The sequence below is a fragment of the Vibrio crassostreae genome (genome assembly GCF_024347415.1).
Classification (GTDB): domain Bacteria; phylum Pseudomonadota; class Gammaproteobacteria; order Enterobacterales; family Vibrionaceae; genus Vibrio; species Vibrio crassostreae.
Genome location: NZ_AP025476.1, coordinates 1,289,070 through 1,311,921 on the forward strand (window position 1 = coordinate 1,289,070; position 22,852 = coordinate 1,311,921).

The 22,852-nt window shown below is 43.1% G+C and carries 17 protein-coding genes; 10 read left to right on the top strand and 7 right to left on the bottom strand.

Features of this window, described 5'->3' with window-relative positions; genetic code table 11:
• Positions 1–17: 17 nt before the first annotated feature.
• The gene (locus OC193_RS06005; RefSeq protein ID WP_048658350.1) at positions 18–1,256 is read right to left on the bottom strand and encodes a DEAD/DEAH box helicase; all 1,239 of its coding nucleotides are present in this window, start codon (positions 1,254–1,256) and stop codon (positions 18–20) included.
• A gap of 209 nt (positions 1,257–1,465) precedes the next feature.
• On the opposite strand from OC193_RS06005, the gene OC193_RS06010 reads away from it, so the two are divergent.
• Positions 1,466–2,092, top strand: coding sequence for a LysE family translocator (locus OC193_RS06010; protein ID WP_048658351.1), 627 nt, complete (start codon positions 1,466–1,468; stop codon positions 2,090–2,092).
• A 213-nt stretch (positions 2,093–2,305) separates the two neighbouring features.
• Positions 2,306–2,662 (top strand): hypothetical protein, encoded by a 357-nt coding sequence (locus OC193_RS06015; RefSeq protein WP_048658352.1) that lies wholly within the window; start codon positions 2,306–2,308, stop codon positions 2,660–2,662.
• Between the two features lie 139 nt (positions 2,663–2,801).
• Here OC193_RS06015 and OC193_RS06020 read toward each other — a convergent pair whose 3' ends face one another.
• Positions 2,802–3,926 (bottom strand): M14 family metallopeptidase, encoded by a 1,125-nt coding sequence (locus OC193_RS06020; RefSeq protein WP_048664053.1) that lies wholly within the window; start codon positions 3,924–3,926, stop codon positions 2,802–2,804.
• A gap of 138 nt (positions 3,927–4,064) precedes the next feature.
• The gene (locus OC193_RS06025; protein WP_048658756.1) at positions 4,065–4,340 is read right to left on the bottom strand and encodes a nitrogenase-stabilizing/protective protein NifW; all 276 of its coding nucleotides are present in this window, start codon (positions 4,338–4,340) and stop codon (positions 4,065–4,067) included.
• Positions 4,341–4,656: 316 nt separating this feature from the next.
• Between OC193_RS06025 and OC193_RS06030 the strand changes: the two genes are divergently transcribed.
• The 3 genes from OC193_RS06030 (at position 4,657) to OC193_RS06040 (ending at position 8,574) form a co-directional block, all read left to right on the top strand.
• Entirely contained in the window at positions 4,657–5,751 is a 1,095-nt protein-coding gene (locus OC193_RS06030; protein ID WP_048658354.1) for a NapC/NirT family cytochrome c, read from the top strand.
• A gap of 20 nt (positions 5,752–5,771) precedes the next feature.
• A complete protein-coding gene (locus tag OC193_RS06035; RefSeq protein WP_048658355.1) occupies positions 5,772–8,219 on the top strand; it encodes a molybdopterin guanine dinucleotide-containing S/N-oxide reductase in 2,448 nt (815 codons plus the stop codon).
• Between the two features lie 142 nt (positions 8,220–8,361).
• Entirely contained in the window at positions 8,362–8,574 is a 213-nt protein-coding gene (locus OC193_RS06040) for a TIGR02450 family Trp-rich protein (RefSeq protein WP_026084164.1), read from the top strand.
• A 49-nt stretch (positions 8,575–8,623) separates the two neighbouring features.
• Here the strand turns inward: OC193_RS06040 and OC193_RS06045 are convergent, their stop codons facing one another.
• Positions 8,624–9,361 (bottom strand): HAD-IIB family hydrolase, encoded by a 738-nt coding sequence (locus OC193_RS06045; protein WP_048664052.1) that lies wholly within the window; start codon positions 9,359–9,361, stop codon positions 8,624–8,626.
• A 699-nt stretch (positions 9,362–10,060) separates the two neighbouring features.
• Here OC193_RS06045 and proV point away from each other — a divergent pair.
• From proV to proX, 3 genes are read left to right on the top strand one after another with little or no spacing between them, the layout of a single operon-like run.
• On the top strand, positions 10,061–11,248 hold the full coding sequence (gene proV, locus OC193_RS06050; RefSeq protein WP_048664051.1) for a glycine betaine/L-proline ABC transporter ATP-binding protein ProV: 1,188 nt from the start codon (positions 10,061–10,063) through the stop codon (positions 11,246–11,248).
• Positions 11,249–11,251: 3 nt separating this feature from the next.
• Entirely contained in the window at positions 11,252–12,346 is a 1,095-nt protein-coding gene (gene proW / locus OC193_RS06055) for a glycine betaine/L-proline ABC transporter permease ProW (RefSeq protein ID WP_048664050.1), read from the top strand.
• Entirely contained in the window at positions 12,339–13,346 is a 1,008-nt protein-coding gene (gene proX, locus OC193_RS06060; protein ID WP_048664049.1) for a glycine betaine/L-proline ABC transporter substrate-binding protein ProX, read from the top strand. The genes proW and proX overlap by 8 nt, the downstream gene beginning before the upstream one ends.
• Positions 13,347–13,533: 187 nt before the next feature.
• Here the strand turns inward: proX and OC193_RS06065 are convergent, their stop codons facing one another.
• Positions 13,534–13,908, bottom strand: coding sequence for a YybH family protein (locus OC193_RS06065; RefSeq protein ID WP_017633307.1), 375 nt, complete (start codon positions 13,906–13,908; stop codon positions 13,534–13,536).
• A gap of 142 nt (positions 13,909–14,050) precedes the next feature.
• Here OC193_RS06065 and OC193_RS06070 point away from each other — a divergent pair, with 142 nt between their 5' ends.
• Positions 14,051–14,917 (top strand): LysR family transcriptional regulator, encoded by an 867-nt coding sequence (locus tag OC193_RS06070; RefSeq protein ID WP_048664047.1) that lies wholly within the window; start codon positions 14,051–14,053, stop codon positions 14,915–14,917.
• Positions 14,918–15,038: 121 nt separating this feature from the next.
• Here OC193_RS06070 and OC193_RS06075 read toward each other — a convergent pair whose 3' ends face one another.
• The gene (locus OC193_RS06075; protein ID WP_048664046.1) at positions 15,039–15,662 is read right to left on the bottom strand and encodes an HD-GYP domain-containing protein; all 624 of its coding nucleotides are present in this window, start codon (positions 15,660–15,662) and stop codon (positions 15,039–15,041) included.
• Between the two features lie 274 nt (positions 15,663–15,936).
• Between OC193_RS06075 and OC193_RS06080 the strand changes: the two genes are divergently transcribed.
• On the top strand, positions 15,937–20,619 hold the full coding sequence (locus OC193_RS06080; RefSeq protein ID WP_230682673.1) for an Ig-like domain-containing protein: 4,683 nt from the start codon (positions 15,937–15,939) through the stop codon (positions 20,617–20,619).
• Positions 20,620–20,716: 97 nt separating this feature from the next.
• Here OC193_RS06080 and OC193_RS06085 read toward each other — a convergent pair whose 3' ends face one another.
• The gene (locus tag OC193_RS06085; RefSeq protein WP_048664044.1) at positions 20,717–22,576 is read right to left on the bottom strand and encodes a helix-turn-helix domain-containing protein; all 1,860 of its coding nucleotides are present in this window, start codon (positions 22,574–22,576) and stop codon (positions 20,717–20,719) included.
• Positions 22,577–22,852 lie beyond the last annotated feature (276 nt).

Below are 22,852 nucleotides of genomic sequence, written 5' to 3' on the forward strand. Positions count from 1 at the left end.
CTTTGTGCTATTTCGGGTTACTTTGAGCTATTCGGTTTGCTTTTAAATTGTTTAATGCTCTTCTTTTTGGCTGTTCTTCGATTTGCCATTTTGTCTTTAGGTGGACGCTTGCGAGCTGTCGCTTCAGATGCAGGTTTGTCTGTAACAGGGAAACCTTCCAACGATTGCAGCGCTAGCGGCTTATTGGTCAGAGTTCGAATCGCATTGAGGTGTTCGCTTTCACTATGGCTAACCAGTGAGATAGCACAGCCTGCGCTTCCTGCTCTCGCCGTTCTTCCTACGCGATGTACATAAGTTGCTGAGTGAGGTGGTAACTCAAAGTTGATCACGACAGGTAATTGATCAATATGGATGCCACGAGCCATCACATCGGTTGCGATAAGTACGCGAGTTTCGCCATTTTTGAAGCTTTCTAATGTTTGCTCTCGTTCTTCTTGGCTCTTATTTCCATGTAACGCACTCACACTGATCTTGGCTTTACTCAATCGCTTGGTTAATGCATCAGCATTATCTTTCGCGCCAATAAATACTAATACCTGCGGCCATATGTGCTGATTGAGTAGGGCGATGAGCGCTTGAGCTTTACTGCCTTTGTTCACTAAGTACAGAGTTTCTTCAATAGTCGCGACCACGCTGTTTTCTTGGTGTGTCGTGACTTTAACTGGATTTGAAAGAAGCTCTTCAGCTTGACCTACTAATTCCGACGGAAGTGTTGCTGAGAATAGTAGTGATTGTCGTTTCGCTGGCAGTGCAGCGGTAATCGCTTGAATATCTGGCCAAAAACCCATGTCGATCAGGCGATCAGCCTCATCAAGAACCAATGACACACATTGAGTTAACTCTAATTCGCCACTCTTGATGACACCAAGCAAGCGCCCCGGTGTAGCAATGGCAAGCTGTGGTTTCGTTAGTAATTGCTGTTGTTGGTCATCCGCGTTCACACCACCCGTTAGCGTTACCAATTTGATATCGAGCGCTGTTGCGACCGGTTCTAATGACTCAGCGACTTGAGACGCAAGCTCGCGTGTTGGAACAATGATCAGAGCTTGGAGTTCATTTACATCTTGATTGATGTTATTTAGCAAAGGTAAGCCGAATGCCAATGTTTTACCGCTGCCTGTTTGAGCTAATGCAAGCACATCTTTCTCCGCAATAATTGTAGGAATTACCGCTTGCTGTATCTCTGTCGGCTTATTGAATTGAGATGGGATCGCCGCGACGGTTTTTGCGTTAAGGGTTAGGCTAGCAAATGACATAAATGAACCAAGTATCAAAAGGGAGGTGGAGTCTAACAGGGCTGTAAATGTTAGAGAATCAGTTTTGTACGTTACACGATAAACGTATTCATTATACGTGCGAATTATGTATGTTAGCCAGACGTGATAATTAAACGTTTATCATATTGTAATGGCACTGAATGGACGTACAATGTTCGCCCTAAAAATGTTCATGAAATGAGATCGAAATGAGTTTGGACAGTATCTGGCTGTTTATTGTTATCGTGTTTTTTATTGCCATTATTCCGGGCCCTAATGCGCTGTTGGTATTAAGCACAGCATTAACTCAAAGGAAGCTGTTCGCATTTGTGAACGTGTTGGGCGTGTCATGTGGTTTCTTTTTTCACGCCTTTATCTCGGCCAACGGCATAAGCCTGTTATTGTCGAACACTCCCATGGCCTTTGAAGGGCTAAAGTGGGCTGGGGTTTTGTACCTTGTCTGGCTTGGGTATAACCATTTTCGTGCGGCGCTGCGCGCTCAAGAGGGCGTACTTTCAGTGGTAGGCGCATCGGGAAGTAAGCTTTATAACCAATTTTTCAAAGGGCTCCTTACTAATCTACTGAATCCTAAAATCGTCCTATTTTATCTTTCTATATTCCCTCAATTTGTGTCAAAAGATACGATTGTGTCAGACAGCCTAATGCTTGGTGGGATTCAAGCGATAGTGGTGTCGATGTGGTTTTTGGTTGTGATCTTAATGGCGGATACGTTTAAGCGCTTGTTGGTTCAAAAGCGTACCTCGCAAATGATGAACATCGTGTGTGGGGTTCTATTTGTGGGCTTCAGCATTCAGTTGGCGTTGTTTCAGCTTTAGGTTTAGAGCTTGATAGAAGCGTTAACCGATACGACTCATATCTCACTTTTTACTGAATCTTAGGGAATCCTTGTCTCTCTGCATAAATGCCTAAAGCATTAGGTTATAAAGTCGATATAATAATTAGCTATCAATTTGGTGAATGTGTTTGTTTGAGACCAATTGAAGCCAAAGTCTATTGCTTGACCGAATAACAGAGACAGGGAGTCACTAATGCGTGAAGATTCATTCACCCAGAAACGCAAATATTACCGCTTAAAGTACCCTCAAAAGGCACGTCCGGTGATGCGAATTAAGGATGAGCTTTTTCATGTCAGTGAAGTTTCTGAAAAGGGCGTACGCCTGATGATGCGTAATATTATTCCGGTTTACCGCGGCTTTTCAATGGCAGGCACTTTAAGGTTACATGACAACAACAGTGTTGATATTAGCGGTGCTGTATTGCGACAAGAAGGTGACGAAGTGATCGTTCAGTTATCACAAGGCCCGAGCTTTAAAGATATGGTGTCTGAACAACGCCACATCAGACAGCGATACCCAGTATTTTTTGCTAGCCTCAGAGTGGCATAGAAAGCTTTTAAAGTTAGATCCACTCATTCAAACCGATATTAAAAAGCCCAGCACTTTTTCAAGTGCTGGGCTTTACTATATATGTAAGCAAACTAACGATACGGACAGACTAAGGAGTTTAGTCTGCCTATAGTTCGTTTTATAGCTCGTCTACTGTCGCCCAAACCGCGGCTAACATGTCGTGACCAAATGCAACGCTGCGTTCTGGAGACCAACCGTAAAGTTCGTCTGCGTGGCTGATGTGATCTTTAAATGGCATCTCGACTGTGTAAGCTAAACACTTGAACTGCTCACCAATCCAGTTTGTGCCAACCGTCATATTCGCTTTGCCCGGTTCGTCTTTATCGTAACCAAACTCATCTTGGAACTCTGGCGTGATAGTCAGCAGTGCTTGCTTGAAGTGATTTTCTAGTTTAGCAATGCGCTCGTTGTATGAAGGCGTGCCTTCGCTACCTGCTACAAAGTTATATGGGATCGCTTCGTCGCCGTGAATGTCTAGACACAGATCAACGCCCGTTTCTAGCATGCGCTCACGAACAAGGAATACTTCTGGGCTACGTTCCATAGAAGGCGATTGCCATTCACGGTTCAGGTTAACGCCAATCGCATTAGTACGAAGGTGACCGCGGATGCTGCCATCTGGGTTCATGTTAGGAACCACGCGGAAAACAACGCTGTCTAGTAGAGAACGACCTACTGTATCTGTTTCATCAAGCAGACGTTGAAGTAGACCTTCGATCAACCATTCAGCCATAGTCTCGCCAGGGTGTTGGCGACCTATAACCCAAATGTTTTTCTTCTCTTCACTTGGCTCACCAATGGTTAGCAAAGTGATGTCATTGTTGTCTAGCGTGTGGCCCAGAGTTTCAAGCTTACAAGCCGGGTGCGTTTGAGCACTGTGCAGAAGATCTTGGTGACGATCGTATGAGTAAGGCGCGAAGTACGCGAAGTACATTGAATCGTGCTCTGGAATGATGTCGAAGCTTAGTGTGTCGCCATCGAATTGAGATGGGATACGGAACCACTCTTCACGGTCGTACGATGCAACCACATCATAATCTTTCCAGCCTTCAGGATACGCCGATGTTGCCAGTTGACCGATTTCTAAGTGGTGTGCTTGTTGAGCATCGCTTTCTAAGCGGAAGTGAAACCACTGAGAGATTTCAGTCTGGTTGTCTGCTGGGATAGTCAGTTGAATGTTTTGTGGTGAATCTGCTGAAACGACGTGAATGTTGCCGCTTTCGAAATTGCTGAAAATTTTCATTGTAGTTTTTATCTCGTAGTTGAGTTGCCGTAAGACTAGCACACTTTTTTTCGAGCAAACCACTAACTAAATCGTAATGAGATGTTATTTCAACTATCTACTTTTTAGTTGCCTATTTTTGAACAACCCACTTTCCAACTATCGGCGCTGGCAAGTGGTACACCCACGGCAGGCAGAACGTGTGTGGCGATCTAACTTGCTACGTTGCACCTTGCAGTAAGCGTTTTTCAATGCTCTTCGTCCAGAAAACCAATCATCGGGTTTCGCAAGAATCAGATAACCATTAAATCGTTTAACGAGCTCGATTCTGTTTTGCTCGATGAACTTGCTATCAAACCCAATTTCAAAGTAATCAAGCGCTTGTTCGATGGAGGTGAAACTCGCTATTTTTTGCTGGAATTCTGTTTGGCTCATCTCTAATTTAGTGCCGTAAATTTGCAAGCATTATAGATGTGTTCGCTAGTCCTTATTTTGATTTTAGTACGTTTTTACGTGGGGAAGCACACGGTTATTTTGTGTGGATTTTATAAATCAATATGGCCTTATTTGTTTTGTGAATATAAAACAAAATGGTTGCGCAGTCATGGTTATAAGTGATTTGTATTTAGGTCTCATTGCTTGCTTTCTTTATTATCAATAAAGACAATTTATGACGTGAATCAATAGTGACTACCCCTAAAGTATTATTCTGATCGCAATTGTTACTAATTGTTGAAGATGATTTCTAAATATGTCTATTAAAAAACGATATATCGCTCTTATTGCCGCAGTGGGTATAGGTATTGGCTGGTTAACGCTGGGCGGCACTGCTGCTGTTATGCACTACACATCGAGTACTGAGTTCTGTACTTCTTGCCACACTATGCAAATACCTTACGAAGAATATGAAGGTTCAATCCACTTCAGTAATGCTAAAGGCATTCGTGCTGAATGTGCAGACTGCCATATTCCCTCCGACCCAGTTGATTACGTAATCACTAAAATTCGTGCCTCCAAAGACATTTATCATGAGTTTGTGACTGGCAAAATTGATACCGAAGACAAGTACGAAGAACACCGTATGGCGATGGCTGAAACCGTTTGGGCTCAACTACGTGAAAGTGATTCTGCTACTTGTCGCTCTTGCCATACCTTCGATGCGATGGATAGCTACGAGCAATCTGCAGATGCTGCGAAAATGCATGAGTACGGGCAAGAGAATAATCAGACGTGTATCGACTGCCACAAAGGTGTTGCTCACTTTGCACCAGAGCCAGAGATGGACAGTGAAGCGTTCGACAACTTGATGGCATTCACTGAGAAAACAGACCCAAATGCTAACGTCGTGTACTCAGCTCAAACTATCAGTATTGGCGACCTTGGCACTATCAATCCAACGGCACGCCTAGATGTGAAAAGTGTTGAAGGTACTGAGCGCAAAATCGAGTTGCATGCTTACCAAATGAAGGGTGCAGAACAGGTGCTTTACTACGGCGAAGGTCAACGCTCAATCGTTGCGATGCTGACAGACCAAGGGCAACAGAGCCTTGAAGTTGGTGATTTTAAAACGGATGCGTACGGCAATGAATGGCGAACGGCGGTGCTAACCGCGAACGTTGATGCTCCTGTACTGGATTCACTCGAGCCAATCTGGGATTACGCTGAAGAACTCGACAACGTTTACTGCTCGACATGCCACGCAAAAATTGGCGCGAACCACTTCACCGTTAATGCTTGGGGCCCCGTTGCAAAAGGCATGGGCGAAAGAACTGACATTTCAGACCAAGATTTAGAACTTCTTACTAAATACTTCCAGAACCACGCAAAAGATGTGGCTGGCCACTAAGAAACAAAAGGGAAATAATTATGGCAGATATTACTCGTCGCGGATTCCTCAAAGGAACAAGCATGGCTGCTGGTGCGCTGGCATTTACGTCGCTAACGCCAATGACAGCGTCGGCTGCAAACAAGCGTGGTAAAGGTGTATTAACAGCGGGTCGTATGGGACCTATGCTGTGTGAAGTAAAAGATGGCAAGTTAGTGTCGACTACTAATGCACTGGCACAAACAGTGCCAAATAGTTTACAAACGACAGGTCCTGATCAGGTCCATACCAAAGCTCGTATCAAATACCCAATGGTACGTAAAGGCTTCCTAGATAACCCATCCGATCCAACAGGAACTCGTGGCGGAGATGAATACGTTCGAGTGTCTTGGGATGAAGCCTATAAGCTGATCCACGAACAACACATGCGTATTCGTAAAGAGAATGGCCCTGAATCTGTATTCGCGGGTTCTTACGGTTGGCGTTCAAGTGGTGTATTGCACAAAGCACAAACGCTACTACAACGTTACATGAGCTTGGCTGGTGGTTACTCAGGTCACTTAGGTGACTACTCAACTGGTGCTGCTCAAGTGATCATGCCGCACGTAATGGGATCGATCGAAGTTTATGAACAACAAACCACTCACCCTGTGGTACTAGAGAGCTCAGACGTTGTTGTGTTGTGGGGTATGAACCCAATGAACACGCTTAAGATTGCATGGAGTTCAACCGACTGTTCAGGCCTAGAGTTCTTTCATAAACTTAAGAAGTCTGGCAAGACAATCATCGCTATCGACCCAATGCGCTCAGAAACGATCGATTTCTTTGGTGATGCAGTTCAGTGGATTGCACCGCGCCCAATGACCGATGTCGCAATGATGATGGGTATCGCACACTCTTTAGTTAAGAAGGGTAAGCATGACGTAGAGTTCCTAAATAAGTACACCAGTGGTTACGATAAGTTTGAAGCGTACCTAATGGGTAAAGAGGACGGTATTGAAAAGACGCCAGCATGGGCTGAAGAGATCACAGGCGTTCCTGCGAAACAACTTGAGCTACTTGCTGATATCTTTAGTCAGAATCGCACCATGCTTATGGCTGGTTGGGGCATTCAGCGTCAACAATACGGTGAGCAACGCCACTGGATGGTAGTGACTCTCGCAGCAATGCTTGGTCAGATTGGCCTTCCAGGTGGTGGTTTCGGTCTTTCTTACCACTACTCGAATGGCGGTAACCCAACTCGTGATGCGGGTGTATTACCAGCAATCTCAGCTTCAATTGGTGGCGGTTCTTCTGCTGGTAATGACTGGGCTGTTTCAGGTGCGGTGAACAGTTTCCCTGTTGCTCGTATTACAGAAGCTCTGGAAAACCCAGGAAAAACATACATGCATAATGGTCATGAGCTGACGTTCCCTGACCTGAAAATGATCTGGTGGGCGGGCGGTGGTAACTTCACTCACCATCAAGACACCAACCGTTTGATCAAAGCGTGGCAAAAACCTGAGCTAGTGGTTATTTCTGAGATCTACTGGACAGCCGCTGCCAAGCACGCCGATATTGTGTTGCCAATTACTACGTCATTTGAACGTAATGATATGACGATGACGGGTGACTACAGTAATCAACACTTAGTGCCAATGAAGAAAGCGGTTGAACCTCAAGGTGAAGCGCGTAATGACTTCGATGTATTTGCAGACATGTCTGAGATGATCAAAGCGGGTGGCCGTGATGTCTTCACTGAAGGCAAAGACGAAATGGCATGGTTGAAAGGCTTCTACGATGCGGCACAAAAAGCAGGTAAATCTGCACGTGTTCGTATGCCTAAATTTGGTAAGTTCTGGGATGATAACCAGCTTATTGAAATGAAGTACAACAAGAAGGCGGCACAGTTTGTTCGTCATGCTGACTTCCGTAAGGATCCAGTGATGAACCCGCTAGGTACGCCAAGTGGTAAAATTGAGATCTTCTCTAAAACCATTGAAGGCTACAAGCTTGCTGATTGCCCTGCTCACCCAACATGGATTGAGCCTACTGAGTTCTTCGGTAAAGCGAAAAGTGATGAACTGCAACTGATGACAGCGCACGCCGCGCACCGTCTACACAGTCAGTTCAACTACGCGAAGATCCGCGAAGAGTATGCGATTGGTAACCGTGAGCCTATCTCTATTAACGTAGAAGACGCGAAAGCACGTGGCATCAAAACCGGTGATTTGGTTCGTGCATACAACGATCGTGGACAAGTACTGGTTGGTGCATTAGTGACTGATGGCATCAAACAGGGCGCTGTATGTATTCATGAAGGCGGTTGGCCTGATTTGGATAAAGATACAGGTCTATGTAAAAACGGTGGCTGTAACGTGCTTACGTTGGATATTCCAACCTCTCGTTTGGCAAATGGTTGTGCAGCGAACTCTGCGCTTGTGAAAATTGAAAAATACACAGGCCCAGTATTAGAACTGACGGCATTTGATCCACCTAAAAATGGCTAATCTCTAACGAGAAATAGCTAATCGAATGAAGCCAGCCTAACCGCTGGCTTTTTTATGATCTTTTTTGCGATGGAAAGACTATTACTTTGTGTCGAGTAGACAACTCATGATAATCAACGACGTCAAAGCAAGAGAGAAGCCCATGAATCGGATCAACCCAAAGAAGTTATTTCGTAGCAAATGGACAGCCGTTAGCCCCGTGAAGAAAGAAAAGCACTTTATGGTCACAGAAGTCGAATTTGATGAAGGGGAGGTAGTGCGCTGCATGATAGAGGCGGTAATGACCAAACGAGAAGAAGACATCAATTGGCGAGAGCTTACAGATAATCAAAATTGGCTCCCAGGTTGGAAGTAGGACCGGAAGCCTGTTTGATTAGAATTTGTTGTTAATGGCTAACTAGCGTTTATCGGATGCTCGACGCTCGCTTTTGCCAGTATTTGAGCCCCTCTAACACACCTTCAGCGTGCGTTGCTGTGCTGGTGTACACATTGTCTCTGTCGGATAGGTGAGCAACCTCAGGGTAATGGTTAGCCACCAATATCGAGTTTACGCCTTCAATTGTGAGCATTGAGGTGTCGTTGGCAGAGTCACCGGCGACACACACTTCTTCTACACTTAAATTATGCTGTTTGAGCAGGTGATGAATAGCTGTTGCCTTATTGACGCCCTTTGGTGTGATGTCCAAGTACCAATCGTGAGAGTAGGTCAGGTGTACATCCACCCCGTGCGACTCCAAGCTTGATTCGATCAATTCATGTTGAGGCTCAGATAGCTTCCCTTCAAAAGTCATCTTGTAATCACCTTGATGGTTTTCAAAGCGTTCACCCATAAAGTCGAGTGGTGCGAGTGCTGTCTCGACTTTGGATTTGTTCCACGACGCTTCTAACTGGTTGTGCCAAACATGATCGGGCTTTTGGGAGTGAACGTGATGAATTCTCGTGCCCACATCACTGATAATACTGTGTGGTTTCGGGTAGTTATCTGATGCCAAACCCACTCGAATAGAAGGTAGAGTCCTTCCTGTTGCGATGATAAAACGGATATCAGGTTGCTCGGTTAGGTAGTCAAATAACTGATTCACCCCATGAGAAGAGCCTCCATCCAGCGTCCCGTCAAAGTCACACACCAGCATTTTTATCATTCGAATTCCTTGTCTTTTTCTCTCATTCATCGCGGGGAAATGTCAATTTCTTTTATAAAGAATGGCTCAGCAGTGAGGACTCTACAAGTTGTCTTTTAGCTTGGATAATCGACGTTTAATAGTTTGCAGCAAGTGTCACAGTTGGTGTGATGTTTTGAAACTCTTGGTTGAAAAGATCGATTTTATCTCGCTGACTTTAGCCAGTTCACCTTTGGATTTTATGTCGATGCCGAGTGTGGATTTTATCCCTGTAGCAGGGTGGATGCTCAACTCTGAAACGTCATTAAATCTTATTAAATAGTTTGTATTCGAATTATTTGTGCACGAACTATTTGATGCTATTCTTGGTCTGTTTCGCGTATTAATTGCTCAAATGTAAAATAATTATTCAATAATCTATCAGTAAGTAACACATAATGTTGCAAGCGGCCCTGTTGCTTTAATGTCTTTTGTTTTCAGTGTGTTGGGTGTTTGCTGCTTTGTTTTTAATCATTAATTTTTCTAGGGTATTGGTGGTTTTGTGGGTGAGTTACAGTACGAAACCCCTTGATTTACACTGGTTATTTACTTAGAGTGCTAATCGTTTTTTGAGTTTAAATAAGTAATTTTTTAAATTTAAATAACCATTTTTAAGTTTAAATAACAGTTTTTAAGCTTAAGTAACTATAAGTTTAGATAACTAAGAAAGGATTAGACTACATGGATCCCATACTGGAAGTTAAGGGACTGTACAAGGTGTTTGGTGAAGACACCGACCGCGCTTTTACGATGATTAATCAAGGTGCGGACAAAGACAAAGTTTTCGAAGAAACAGGTCTAACGATCGGCGTTAACGATGTTTCTCTTAGTATTCAAGAAGGCGAGATTTTCGTAATAATGGGACTGTCAGGATCTGGCAAATCAACCCTAGTACGCCTTCTTAACCGCTTGATTGAACCTACCAAAGGCAATGTGCTTCTACGAGGCAAAGACATAGCCCACATCTCAGAAGATGAACTCCGCGAAGTCCGTCGCAACAACATTTCCATGGTTTTCCAAAATTTCGCATTGATGCCGCATATGACTGTGATCGAAAACGCAGCGTTTGGCCTTGAGCTTGCGGGTGTCGATGTTGATAAACGAAAAGAGTCAGCAATGGCTGCCTTAGAGCGAGTAGGCCTTGGCGCGTATTCGGAGTCTTACCCAGATGAACTGTCTGGTGGTATGAAGCAGCGTGTTGGTTTGGCTCGTGCTTTAGCATGTGACCCGGACATTCTGTTAATGGACGAAGCGTTCTCTGCACTCGATCCTTTGATTCGTACTGAAATGCAAGATGAGCTTATTCGTCTGCAAAATGACGATAAACGAACCATTGTTTTCATCTCGCATGATTTGGATGAAGCGATGCGTATAGGTGACCGAATCGCGATTATGCAAAATGGCGAAGTGGTTCAAGTGGGTACTCCTGATGAAATCTTGAATAGCCCTGCGAATGACTATGTTGAAGCCTTCTTCCGTGGTGTGAATGTAGCAAGTGTTCTTACGGTTAAAGACATCGCACGCAAGAAACCTGCTGCAGTATTTAAGAAATCTGAGCACGATGGTCCAGCTTCGGCTCTGCAAATCTTGATGGATAACGACCGTGAATATGGCATCGTTGTTGAGAAGAGCAGTCACTACTCAGGCATTGTTTCTATCGACTCCCTTCGCAAAGCCCACAAAGAGAACAAATCATTGGTTAGCGCTCAGCTAAGTGATGGCTTAACTCTGAATCCAGATTTACCAATCAATGATGTGCTTGGCCTTGTTGGCGGTGTGCCTTATTCCGTTCCTGTTGTGGACGAGCAAGGTAATTACTTTGGCGTTGTGACTAAGTCACGACTGCTACAAACATTAGATAAGGGATAGATCATGTCGTCGGAACAAACAAATAATGACCCATGGTCGCAAGCAGCTCCGTCTACTCAGCCGGCAAGTGATCCTTGGGGCCAAACAACTGAGACCGCACCATCAGCGGATTGGCTAAGCAGTGAAACCGTTGAGGTTACGCCTTTTGACCCACTGAACCCTTTTGCTGAAGCTGTACTACCAGTCGATACTTGGGTTGAGTCTGGTCTTAATTGGTTGGTTGAACATGGACGCCCACTGTTTCAGGCGATACGTGTGCCTATCGATTTCATCCTAAGCTCATTTGAAACAGCACTGGTTTCTACGCCAGCACCATTCATGTTGATCATCTTGTTTTTAGTCGCATGGCAGTTTTCAAACTTGAAGCTTGGTGTTGCTACCGCAGTATCCTTGACGTTCATTGGCTTGATTGGCGCTTGGTCTGAAGCCATGACTACGCTTTCGTTGGTGATGACATCGGTCTTCTTCTGTCTGTTGATTGGCTTACCCATGGGGATATGGCTCGCCCGCAGCAACACGGCGGCTAAATTCGTTCGTCCAATTCTGGATGCCATGCAAACCACGCCTGCCTTTGTTTATCTCGTACCAATCGTTATGTTGTTTGGTATCGGTAACGTTCCGGGTGTTGTTGTAACCATCATATTCGCACTGCCGCCAGTGGTACGTTTAACCATCTTAGGTATTCAGCAAGTACCAGAAGAGTTGATCGAAGCCGGTCACTCATTCGGCGCAAGCAAAAAGCAGATGCTTTATCGAATTCAATTGCCATTAGCACTGCCAACCATCATGGCGGGCGTAAACCAAACACTGATGCTGTCACTGTCGATGGTGGTTATCGCATCAATGATTGCGGTCGGTGGTCTCGGTCAAATGGTACTGAGAGGTATCGGCCGTTTAGATATGGGACTGGCCGCAGTCGGTGGTCTTGGTATCGTTATTCTCGCCATCTTATTGGATCGCATCACCCAAGTGTTGGGTGTGAATGCGGGCAATACAAAATTACGCTGGTACCGCATGGGACCTGTTTCCCTAGTACTTAATGCTTTAAATCGCGGTAACAAATCAGAACTTCAATTAAGGAAAAACATCAATGAATAATTCATGGAAGAGCAAACTTGCAGTGAGCATCGTTTCTACACTGGCCGTATCAACTAACGTGTGGGCAGCAAGCCTACCGGGTGAGGGCGTATCAGTTCAGCCTGTTCAATCGTCGGTAGCAGAAGAAACATTCCAAACGTTGATTGTTAACCGTGCTCTAGAAGAGCTTGGCTACGACGTGAAATCTACGCAAGAAGTGGATTACAACGTAGGCTACACCTCGATAGCAAAAGGTGACGCAACGTTCCTAACAGTAGGTTGGTTCCCGCTTCATGCAGACAAATACACAATGGCGGGTGGCGATGACAAATTCTACCGTGAAGGCCAATATGTAAGTGGCGCGGCGCAAGGCTACCTGATTGATAAGAAAACGGCAGAAAAGTACAACATCACTAATATTGGTCAGCTAACCGACCCAAAAATCGCGAAGTTGTTTGATGCTGACGGTGATGGCAAAGCAGATCTAACAGGCTGTAACCCAGGTTGGGGTTGTGAGATGGTGATTGAACATCAACTTTCAGCGTTCAAACTGGACGATACGGTAACTCACAACCAAGGTAACTACGCTGCAATCATTGCAGACACGATTTCTCGTTACCAAAAGGGCGAATCAATCCTTTACTACACGTGGACACCTTACTGGGTAAGTGGCGTATTGGTGCCTAACGAAGATGTAGTTTGGTTAGAAGTACCTTTCTCAGCACTTCCTGGCGAGCGTTCGAATGTGGATACGACGTTATCTAACGGCAAAAACTACGGCTTCGAAATGAACTCAATGCGCATTATTGCGAACAAAGAGTTTGCTAAGAATAACCCATCAGCAGCGAAGCTTTTCGAGATCATCAAACTTAACATCAATGATGTAAGTGCTCAGAACATGATGATGAGTAAAGGTAAGAACAGCTCTGCGGATATCGAAGCGCACGTAAACGGTTGGATCAAAGCGAACCAAAGCACGTTCGATGGTTGGATTACAGAAGCGAAGAAAGCAGCACTGTAACTTTGACTTGTATTTGCTCTGTCTTACCAGACATTTTGAGTGACTGTGTAGAGTCACTGAATCACCTTCAAATCAAGTGAAATGGCGACAGAGTGAACATTAAAAAGCCAGCAGTCCATTCGGATTGCTGGCTTTTTTTTCTGTTTCTATGCTTTATGCTGCAGTTCTAGCTTCTAGCTTCTAGCTTCTAGCGTTCGCCTTGAACTTCAAAGTCATCACTTACTAGGCGAGCACAGCCATCCGCTTCTAATGCCCAGTGTTCACGGTGCACGACACCAAACGCTTTGTTCATTGTCCAGCTAGCTGTAAGAATGTAACCACCTTCTGGGTGCTCTTCCCACTTAACATCTGTGTAATCAACGTCTTTGAAGCCTTGGTCAATGATGTTTTGCCAAAACGCTTGAATCGCTTCACGGCCTTCAAAAGTGCCGAATGGACGAGCTTCCATCACACAAGCCTCTGTGTATTGGTCGGCACAACCTTTAGCATCTTGGCTATTGAATGCTTTTTGCCACGCGTTAATGCCTTGCTTACATGCTTCTAATACTTGGTTGTTTAACATTGTTTTCTCTCCATAGCAGTCTTCTTTCAAACACTGTTTCTTTGATTAGGTATCTCGATAAGTTGGATTCAGTTTAGTCTTGGAAATTAATTTGAAAAACAGAGATAATAGAAAATACTGTTTGTAAAAAGAGAACAATAAAATGAGTAAGCTAAAGCAGATGTCGATTTTCGCTCATATTGTAGAGCAAGGCTCAGTATCGGCTGCGGCTGAAAAGTTAGAGTTGTCTAAATCTGTCGTCAGTCAGCACCTAAAAATTCTGGAACAAGAGCTTGGTGCTTCGCTTCTTAAACGAACAACGCGAAGACAAACCTTGACTAGTATGGGAGAGCGCTTCTATCTAAGTTGTAAGGATATTAACGTGATCGCTGAATCGGCATGGGATATGGCGAAATCGGAGTTGGAAGAGCCACAGGGACGGATTCGCATCACGGCTCCTAATGCGTTGATGGATTTGCTGGTTGCGCCTGTTATTGCCGATCTGATGAAACAGTATCCAAAATTAAAGCCGGAATTGATCAGTGATGATCAACACTTAGATTTCATGGAGCATGATATTGATCTTGCGGTACGAGTTGGCAGTTCACGTGACAGTAATCTAAAACAGAAGCGATTAGGTGAGTTTAAAGATGTGTTGTGTGGCGTCACAAGCATGCGGGAACGCGACCTTGAGTCAATTCCTTATATTGCAAACTCTTGGCAGGGAAAGCAGGTGACTCACCATTTTAGTTCCCAAACTGAAGAGGGCTTTGTCTATCAACAACAAGCTAACTGCGTCACCAATTCGTTTCACAGTTGTCTTGCTTTGATCAAATCTGGCGCTGGTATCGGTGTGATTCCAAATTTCTACCTCTCTCAGTTATCCAATGAAGTCGTCGACATGATGCCAAGCTTCCAACTACCGACTAACACGGTTTATGCGCTAAACCCATTCGCTTCAAATACGCCTATCGCCATCCAACTTTGCGTTCAAGCATTAGAAGAGAAGCTCGAATATGGATTTGTTTAAACACTGATAACCTTATTTTGTAATGGTTGGGAATACTGTCGTTAGCTCTTTTGAATCTGGAATTCTAGCCTGTACTTCGTTTCCATGTTACGCATAAGCATCTACGTTATTGTTTGTTCAGCTACGCAGCTTCTGACAGTGGCGTATTAACGATAAAGGCGATAAATTTGTCGACCAGAAGTGGGTTAAATTGTCCTTTCAATCTTTCATCAAACAGAATACGTAATGCTTTATCAGCGGGCATGCCTGTGCGGTAAGCTCTGGTTGAGGTCATGGCGTCCCAAGTGTCGACCAGTGCAATAACTTGTCCAATCAAAGGATTTTCAGAACCTCTTAGGCGCAACGGGTATCCGTTTCCATCCCATCGTTCATGATGTAAAGAACCTAAAATAGACGCCAATTCCAGCTCAGGAACTTCTAACGTCATTGAGTAAGACTCTTCAACGTGCTTATTCATTACTTGGCGTTCTACAGGCGTTAACTTACCTGCTTTATGAAGCACAGCTCCGGGCGTCCCCAGCTTTCCTAGATCGTGAACAAGAGCAGAATCGAAAATTAATTCTAACTGTTCTTCATTAAATTCTAAGTACTCGCCAAATGAATAAGAGAGTAAACACACCCTTAATGTGTGCTCGTAGGTTTCCATAGAATGTTGACGCATGGGTTGTAACAACCTGAGTGCATCGAGTGAATGTTTGTGTTGTAGAGCGAGTGTGTACACGCGGTCAATCTTGGTTTGGTTCATAGCAGTTTGCCGTGTCTATGTGAATGAGTCGGGCAGTATGGAGAGGATGAGTAGAGGAGTTAACTTAATGTGATTAAATGTTTATTAAACAGTCTTTCTCGAAATTCATAGCGAGGTTTAGAAAAATTTAGAAGTTTGAAAGGTAATGAATTTTGAATTAATAGCGTTAATTTTCAATGGTTTAATTTTTAATAATGAATCATAGCTATTTAATGGAGTAGAAGTGAGACAAAGTTCACAATACAGTTCTACTTCATTAATCAGAGTGCTTTTAATGTATCTATTCAACAGTGGTTTGTTGAAACGGAATTCAACACTAAATGTGTTTACCTCAATCAGTTTAGCGGTATTGCTAACAGGCTGTGGTGGTGAATCTAACTCCGACGGAGACCAAGGTGTTACTGCATCTCCAACAGAATCAGCCTCGATTAGTGCGCAAGATATTCAAGATAACTCGCTGGTAGAACAAAGCTTCACTATTGATCTGACTGAGCATGTTCATACATCGAATAACCAAGATTTTGTCGTAACCAATGCTCGCTCTCTATCTGGTAATACTTGCCAAGTTCAAGGTATTAATGAAGGTAGTTTCAATGTTTATTCGTCTGATGTTAACGACTGTTTGTTTGAGTATGAAGTAACGACTTCAGCTCGCACTTCAATGGCAACCTCATACGCTCGTGTTGCTATGGGGCAGAATTACTCGTCTACCACACTTCCTCGTATTACAGCATCAGCCATCGAATCACAGGTGGTGGTGGTAGATCTAGAGAGCGAGCTAGGTTCATCGTTACCGAGTGATGACTTTGTCCTGCAAGATAGTGTTATCAGCCTAGGTTCAGGTACAGCTCGTGTCTCTGGTGCACATCAGATTGAATTTACGCCAACGGCCAAAGGTCAAACCGAGGTGTATTACAGCTACCAAAACGGTGAGTCGATTCAACAAGGCTCACTGTCGATTGCGACTTCAGAAGATACTTACAATACCGCACCCACAGCGGAAGATTTCGCCTTTAGTGAGTTAGCGTTATTGGGTGAAAACATTGTGGTGGATGTAACTGATTATATCTCAGATGTGGATCTCGATGATGTACAGCTTGTCGGCGTGCAGGACTTCAACTCAACAACATTACTTTACGATCCGGCCAATATCTCTAACACCAAGTTTGAGTTCTCGTCTACACAACCAGGCGCGCACGATGTGGCGTACACAGTAAGCGATCACATGGGTGGGTACACCACTGGACTGGCACGCATAGAAGTCGAACCCGATTTCTCTTTGATTCAGGACTGGGAAGATATTGTCACTCATGATCCTGTGATCAGTTCAGACATCCGCTTTTTCGCGCCAATGACAAAAGTGTATGCCGACTACGTCAATGTCTCTTATACAGGTACGTATGTTGAGAATGGCACGCAAGGGTTGCAAGACGCTGAAATCGTGACTCAAACACTGAGCCAAGCACGCCAGTATTGCAAAGTACGAGGGGGACGTCTGCCTCTGCAACGAGAACTTGAAACGCTCGTCACCAACGAAACCAGTGCGTTTACCAATCATAACTGGCCAACAAGTAAGAAATATTGGACTGCGGAAAATGTCAGTGAAACAAACGCAGCTACGGTTCACTTGAATGATGGAACAATTGGCAACCAATCTAAAACTGTTGATATGTACACGACTTGTGTTGATTTGAGTAACTCGAGTGTGAGTGATTTTTCATCCGTCGTAGAATTAATCTCAGCTTCTGGAAATGAGTATAAATACCACATTGCTGTAACCCATCCTGATGGTGGAATGGGTGCCTTTCAAGACATAGAGTTAGAAGCTATGGATGAAAACGGTGTTTTTGATTCGGGGCTATCTTCCGAGCATCTCACTTTAAATGAAAGTGGTCTGGCACAAGTGAGTTACTTTGATACCGCCTTCAATAAGTCTGTGATATCGCTAAAAGTCAGCTCTATTAACGAGTTGTACCCATTCTTACCGGACGAGGGTGCATCCTCTCTTGATACCAAAGAACCGACTAAGTGGAATCATGTTGATATTCGATATGGTCTTTCATTACCTGAAATTGGAGAAAATGGCCTCCCGGTTCTGTTTTCATATAACTCACCTGAAGGAATGGGCAGTAGTTCGGTTTATAAAGAGAGCTTCAATGGCAACGATTTCATTATGTCGTTGCACATCCGAAATCTTGGAAACGTTATTTATGGTGCTACTTCTTTTTTCATACAGCAGCAAGGAAATATGCCTGATACGAGTTGGTATGACGTAACTCGAGCACAGCCGGGAGCGCCTTTGACTGATGACACATTTAATATTGTTACTCACTTTGCTAGGAATGAATTCAATTTTTACTTGGGGTTTAACAATTTTGTGGGGGCCATAGATACTGATGTTCAATATGTCGATAGATATTTATGGTTTCAAAAGAAAGGAGACCATCTCTATCACTATTCATCACATACAGCTGTAAGACCTGCGGAACCTGACTTTATCGCTCCTTTTGATTGGGGGGCGATTGATCCAAACAAGCCTTATTGGGTTGGGGCTGGAGGCTCAACAAATTATGAAGATGTTGAAGCCTATGTTGTAACAGCTAACTTTGCCGCATATTTTTTAGGAGTGTTTGTGTTGAAATTATATAGAGAAATGTTATTGACGGTCGGAACTTCAATGCTATTTGGCTGCGGTGGAGGGTCTGGTGATTCTGACTCTGCTTCACAACCGATGCAGCCAACTTCGCCATCAGTTGTGTCGATTGAAGCCTCTGTCGTTCAATCAAAAGCACTCGTCAATATGGAATCTGATACCACTGTTCATGTTAGTTCAGATATCGATTTTCGCTTAACTTCCGTCGAGCAAGTCGGTAACGGTGTTGATTGTGAGGTAACTTCGATTGATGGTATGACATTCACAACTTTGTCGGATCAGATTGGCGAATGCCAATTTGAATATAAAGCTGAACCTGTTGCGCAAGATATTTACGTTGGTCAAGCGTCATCGCTTGCGAGGGTGTCTGTTTCTGAAACGGCAGAAAACAATACGCTACCAAATTTGTCTGAGACGACTAACGTTGAATCAACAATCATAATTGATTTGTCTGAAGAGCTAGAAAGCGAACTAGATACTTCTATTTATACGGTGTCCGACGAGATTACGTTGTTAGGTTCTGGTTCAGTTGAAGTGGACTCATTGGGCAATACGATTATTTATACACCAACAGATATTGGTGTTACTCGAATTATGTACTCAATGACTGACGGTACGGCAACCAAGCTAGGAAATATTGACGTAGCGGTGTCTGATACTGGAAATACGCCCCCGGTCGCAACTGACTATATTCGGGAAGGCAAGCTCGCCAAAGATATGTCGGTTGAGATCGATTTAACCGACCATGTATCAGACGCTGAAGACAGCGTGATCTTAGATTCTGTACGCGCTTACAACGCAGAAACGGAAATCACCTCAGCAACAGACCACACTTTTACGTTTCAATCACCAGAAGCGGGGCCACACGAAGTTGCTTATACGGTAACTGACGGACGCGGTGGCTATGCGGTTGGACAAGTCTATATCGAAGTGGAGCCTGATTTTAGTCTGGTTCAAGATTGGGAAGATATTATAATCTATGATTCAACGGTAGGTGCCGATCTTACCTTTACAGCACCTGCAAGTAAGGTATTAGCGGACTACACGAATACCGCTTATACAAGTTACCAAACTCAAGATGGGATTTCTGGCCCTAAATCTTCAGAAGTTGTGACAATGAATTTAGAACAAGCGCAAGCCTATTGTGCATCTCGAAATGGACGTCTGCCGATAAGGCGTGAATGGGAATTACTTTTGGCGAATCAAGGAAACTTATTCGAGTCTCAAAACTGGCCAGCAGGGACTCTATTTTGGAGTGCGGACATGGCCTCTGAAGTATCAGGTACTAGCTTTGGTGCTACTAATGGAATTACGTCTGAATTTTCTAAGGATGAAGATGTAGGTTTCGCCACTTGTGTGATATTAGACAGCGAAGCCGTGCAAGATTTTACGACAACTTTAGAATATAGTTTTATCAATGGTGTTAAGTTTAATCTAGATGGTGTTATTACAGATCCAGATGGCAACCTAGCACCTTTTCAAAATGTGAAATTAGTCTCTGAACGAAATAAGGGTGTATTTTCAAATTACCAATCGGAATTGGAACTAGTGACTGATGCTACTGGATCGTTAAGCGACTCTTATACCGATACTTCATTCAATAATGCGGTACTTTCAGGTCATTCGAGTGCTTCGAAAGTCGACTCTATAGTCTTTAAATCTGAAGCAGCAGATTCTCAGTTGGATTTAACTGATAGTGATAAATGGCAACGACTTGCTGCTGAGCAAGAGGCATTAAAGCCTTTAACTGATTTTGGCATGCCAATATTAGAAGGTCGCAATGGTGGTAGCAATTTACGTACAATCAATGTTTATCAGCAAGATTATGTTGGTGAAAACTTTGTTGTCTATATGAAGGTCGAAGATGCAGGGGGACTGGCGCCTCAGAATGGCCGTTTTTCTTTCGCGGTACAGCAAGAGTCATCCCAACCATCTATTGAGTGGGGAAATACAAACTGGCCATCTTCTCCTAAAACAAGTAAATCTTTTGAGGTCGTGAATGATTACTGGTACCAAAATGCAAAAGTAGTATCTGGTTGGGAGCTGTATGACCAAACGAATATGGACCTTTCAACACCTGAGCGTCACTTATGGATTCAAGTGAACGACGGTATGCTAGAAATATACAATGCTGCTACATCAGATAAGCCTGAAAATCCGATTTACAAAGGTGATATGAACTGGTCGGGTATAAACCCTAACCAGACGTACTGGATACAAATAGGTAGTAGACTTGACTCTGGGCATAATGTTGCTGTTGGGATCGATACCTATGTTACTGATGCATATTTTACTAACTATTAAATAGAAATATCCTAGTAATTTGAATGTTTCTATTCGTAGATTGTATAAGCCACCATTTATATGGTGGCTTATTTATAATTATTGCTTATCTAAAAAATCAACCGTATTTATTAATGAACGATATAACATGCTTATTACTAAGCAATTCTATTTTATCGATGGTTAATATGCAGTATCGGTATGATTTGTTTTTGAAGGTGATGTTCGACTTTTGTTCTGTTGGTTCTGAAAACTTCCATATTTCAAATCCGATGTTCTTCATAAGTTCTAATGCACTTGGGTTCTTAATGATCATGGAATACTTTTTAATCTTAGTATTTCTTGCAAGAAGCTTCATATCGGAAATCAGGTTCGCAATAGATTGTTCGCGCTTCTCGGAATGACCGCTAACCACAATGTAATTTAAGTTATGATTAGAATCTAAAGAGCAGGCTTGCTTAATATGTAGGTGCTTATTTTGGTATTGCTCGAATACCTCTTCGTTGAAAAAAAAACCTAGGCTATGACTAACAATATCGCCATTAACATCGACCATTTTTCTGCCATGCGCCTTTTTTTCACTGCAATAGAGAAACAGGTCGATAGTATCAAGAGCTGAAGGATCCACCTTTGTATATTGTGAAATCAGCTTTATTCTATCCATTACTGCTTTGTCATTCTGATCTGTCATCAATGGCATGATCTGACAGTCGCAGCCTTCTTCTATCTCCCCTTTAGTGATAGATGATATTCGGCTTTGAAACGAAAAGAACCTCTCACGAAGGAAGTCTTCAAGTAGTGCACTGTCTTCGTTATCTTCTGAATCAAAGGATTTCAACGTTGTATACAAGTCCAGACCAAGGCAGTCCAATAGCTTTAGGGCTTTGTAATTACTTGGCTTTACTTTGCTATTTTCCCATCGATTTATCGTTACGACATCTACAGAGCTGAATTCATCATCTAAGTGATTAATGTATGCCGCAAAATCCTTTTGCGTTAACTTCAATTTCTTGCGCGCTTCGCGCAGTAATTGCGGAAATTTCATCATGGTAGAATATTCATCTTTGATTAGTGACATTACGTTCCGATTCGTCAGATAGTCTATTTTATCAATCGTTAATATACAGTAGCTATAATGTTTATTTTTGAATGTGATATTACATTTTTTAGCAGAAGGTTCTGAAAATTTAAATACTTCAAACCCCACGCCCCTCAAGAGTTTCATCATGTTGGGGTCTTTTACTAAAACAGAATACTTTTTAATGTTTTTGTTCTGAGAAAGTAACTGTATATCTGAAACTATATGCTCAATAACATGATCTTTTGTCTCTGAGTGTGAGCTTATATTAAAATAATTTATGCTTTTGCTTGAATTTAAAGAGCAGGCCATTCTTAGATCTAGCTCTTGAGTTTTTAATGTCTCAAATTGATGGTCTTCAAAGAAAAAGCCTACGTTGTGACTCACAATGTCGCCATCTGTATTGATGAGCTTGTGACCATGCGCCTTTTTCTCACAGTAATAGAGATATAAATCAATCTGGTCCAGTGGCGAAATATCGACTTTTGTGAATTTAGAAAGTAGTTTGATTCTGTCAATTACGTCAGTGTCACACTGCTCTGATATTAACGGCAGTGACTTAAAGTTGCGGTTGCTCTGTTGTTCATTCAGGCCTGATACAGCTGAAATTCTACTTTGAAATGAGCCATAGGATTCGTTTAAAAACAGATCGATTAACGTATCTTCTTGTTCGGACTTAAAGCTCTTTATTGTCTCAAACAAGTCCCCCCCAAGGCACTGTAAGATCTTGAGTGCTTTGTAAGCGTTAGGCTTTACCTTATTGTTTTCCCAACGATTTATCGTGACAACATCAACCGCATTAAACTCATCATCTAGGTGGTTTAAGTAGGTTGCAAATTCCGTTTGTGTAAATTTAAGCTCCTTTCTTAAGTTACGTAGCAACTGCGAAAAATCACTCATCTTAAAACACTAACCTTTTGATAATTAAATTAATACAGTTGATTCTAATTTAGACATCCGACTCGCTATTTAACATCTTCAGTAATTTGTTTTTTACGGATGTTAATTGTTCGGATTGTTTGAACTGTATGTTGCGCATGTCTCTACAAAGGCAATGTGCCAAAGTAGTGACGTCAAATCTATGGCATTCGGCCTAGAGACTTGTCAATCTACTGTGAAGTGCGCGTTAATGTTCAGATACAATCTTGCCTTTTTCTTATCCATTCTGTTGTTTCC

Excerpts from the sequence above, each read along its gene's own strand:
- OC193_RS06080 (WP_230682673.1), top strand. The coding sequence starts at position 15,937 with ATGTATCTATTCAACAGTGGTTTGTTGAAACGGAATTCAACACTAAAT.
- proV (WP_048664051.1), top strand. The coding sequence starts at position 10,061 with ATGGATCCCATACTGGAAGTTAAGGGACTGTACAAGGTGTTTGGTGAA.
- OC193_RS06085 (WP_048664044.1), bottom strand. The coding sequence starts at position 22,576 with ATGAGTGATTTTTCGCAGTTGCTACGTAACTTAAGAAAGGAGCTTAAA.
- OC193_RS06015 (WP_048658352.1), top strand. The coding sequence starts at position 2,306 with ATGCGTGAAGATTCATTCACCCAGAAACGCAAATATTACCGCTTAAAG.
- OC193_RS06045 (WP_048664052.1), bottom strand. The coding sequence starts at position 9,361 with ATGATAAAAATGCTGGTGTGTGACTTTGACGGGACGCTGGATGGAGGC.
- OC193_RS06035 (WP_048658355.1), top strand. The coding sequence starts at position 5,772 with ATGGCAGATATTACTCGTCGCGGATTCCTCAAAGGAACAAGCATGGCT.
- OC193_RS06020 (WP_048664053.1), bottom strand. The coding sequence starts at position 3,926 with ATGAAAATTTTCAGCAATTTCGAAAGCGGCAACATTCACGTCGTTTCA.
- OC193_RS06010 (WP_048658351.1), top strand. The coding sequence starts at position 1,466 with ATGAGTTTGGACAGTATCTGGCTGTTTATTGTTATCGTGTTTTTTATT.
- proX (WP_048664049.1), top strand. The coding sequence starts at position 12,339 with ATGAATAATTCATGGAAGAGCAAACTTGCAGTGAGCATCGTTTCTACA.
- OC193_RS06065 (WP_017633307.1), bottom strand. The coding sequence starts at position 13,908 with ATGTTAAACAACCAAGTATTAGAAGCATGTAAGCAAGGCATTAACGCG.
- OC193_RS06025 (WP_048658756.1), bottom strand. The coding sequence starts at position 4,340 with ATGAGCCAAACAGAATTCCAGCAAAAAATAGCGAGTTTCACCTCCATC.
- OC193_RS06040 (WP_026084164.1), top strand. The coding sequence starts at position 8,362 with ATGAATCGGATCAACCCAAAGAAGTTATTTCGTAGCAAATGGACAGCC.
- OC193_RS06075 (WP_048664046.1), bottom strand. The coding sequence starts at position 15,662 with ATGAACCAAACCAAGATTGACCGCGTGTACACACTCGCTCTACAACAC.
- OC193_RS06005 (WP_048658350.1), bottom strand. The coding sequence starts at position 1,256 with ATGTCATTTGCTAGCCTAACCCTTAACGCAAAAACCGTCGCGGCGATC.
- OC193_RS06030 (WP_048658354.1), top strand. The coding sequence starts at position 4,657 with ATGTCTATTAAAAAACGATATATCGCTCTTATTGCCGCAGTGGGTATA.
- OC193_RS06070 (WP_048664047.1), top strand. The coding sequence starts at position 14,051 with ATGAGTAAGCTAAAGCAGATGTCGATTTTCGCTCATATTGTAGAGCAA.
- proW (WP_048664050.1), top strand. The coding sequence starts at position 11,252 with ATGTCGTCGGAACAAACAAATAATGACCCATGGTCGCAAGCAGCTCCG.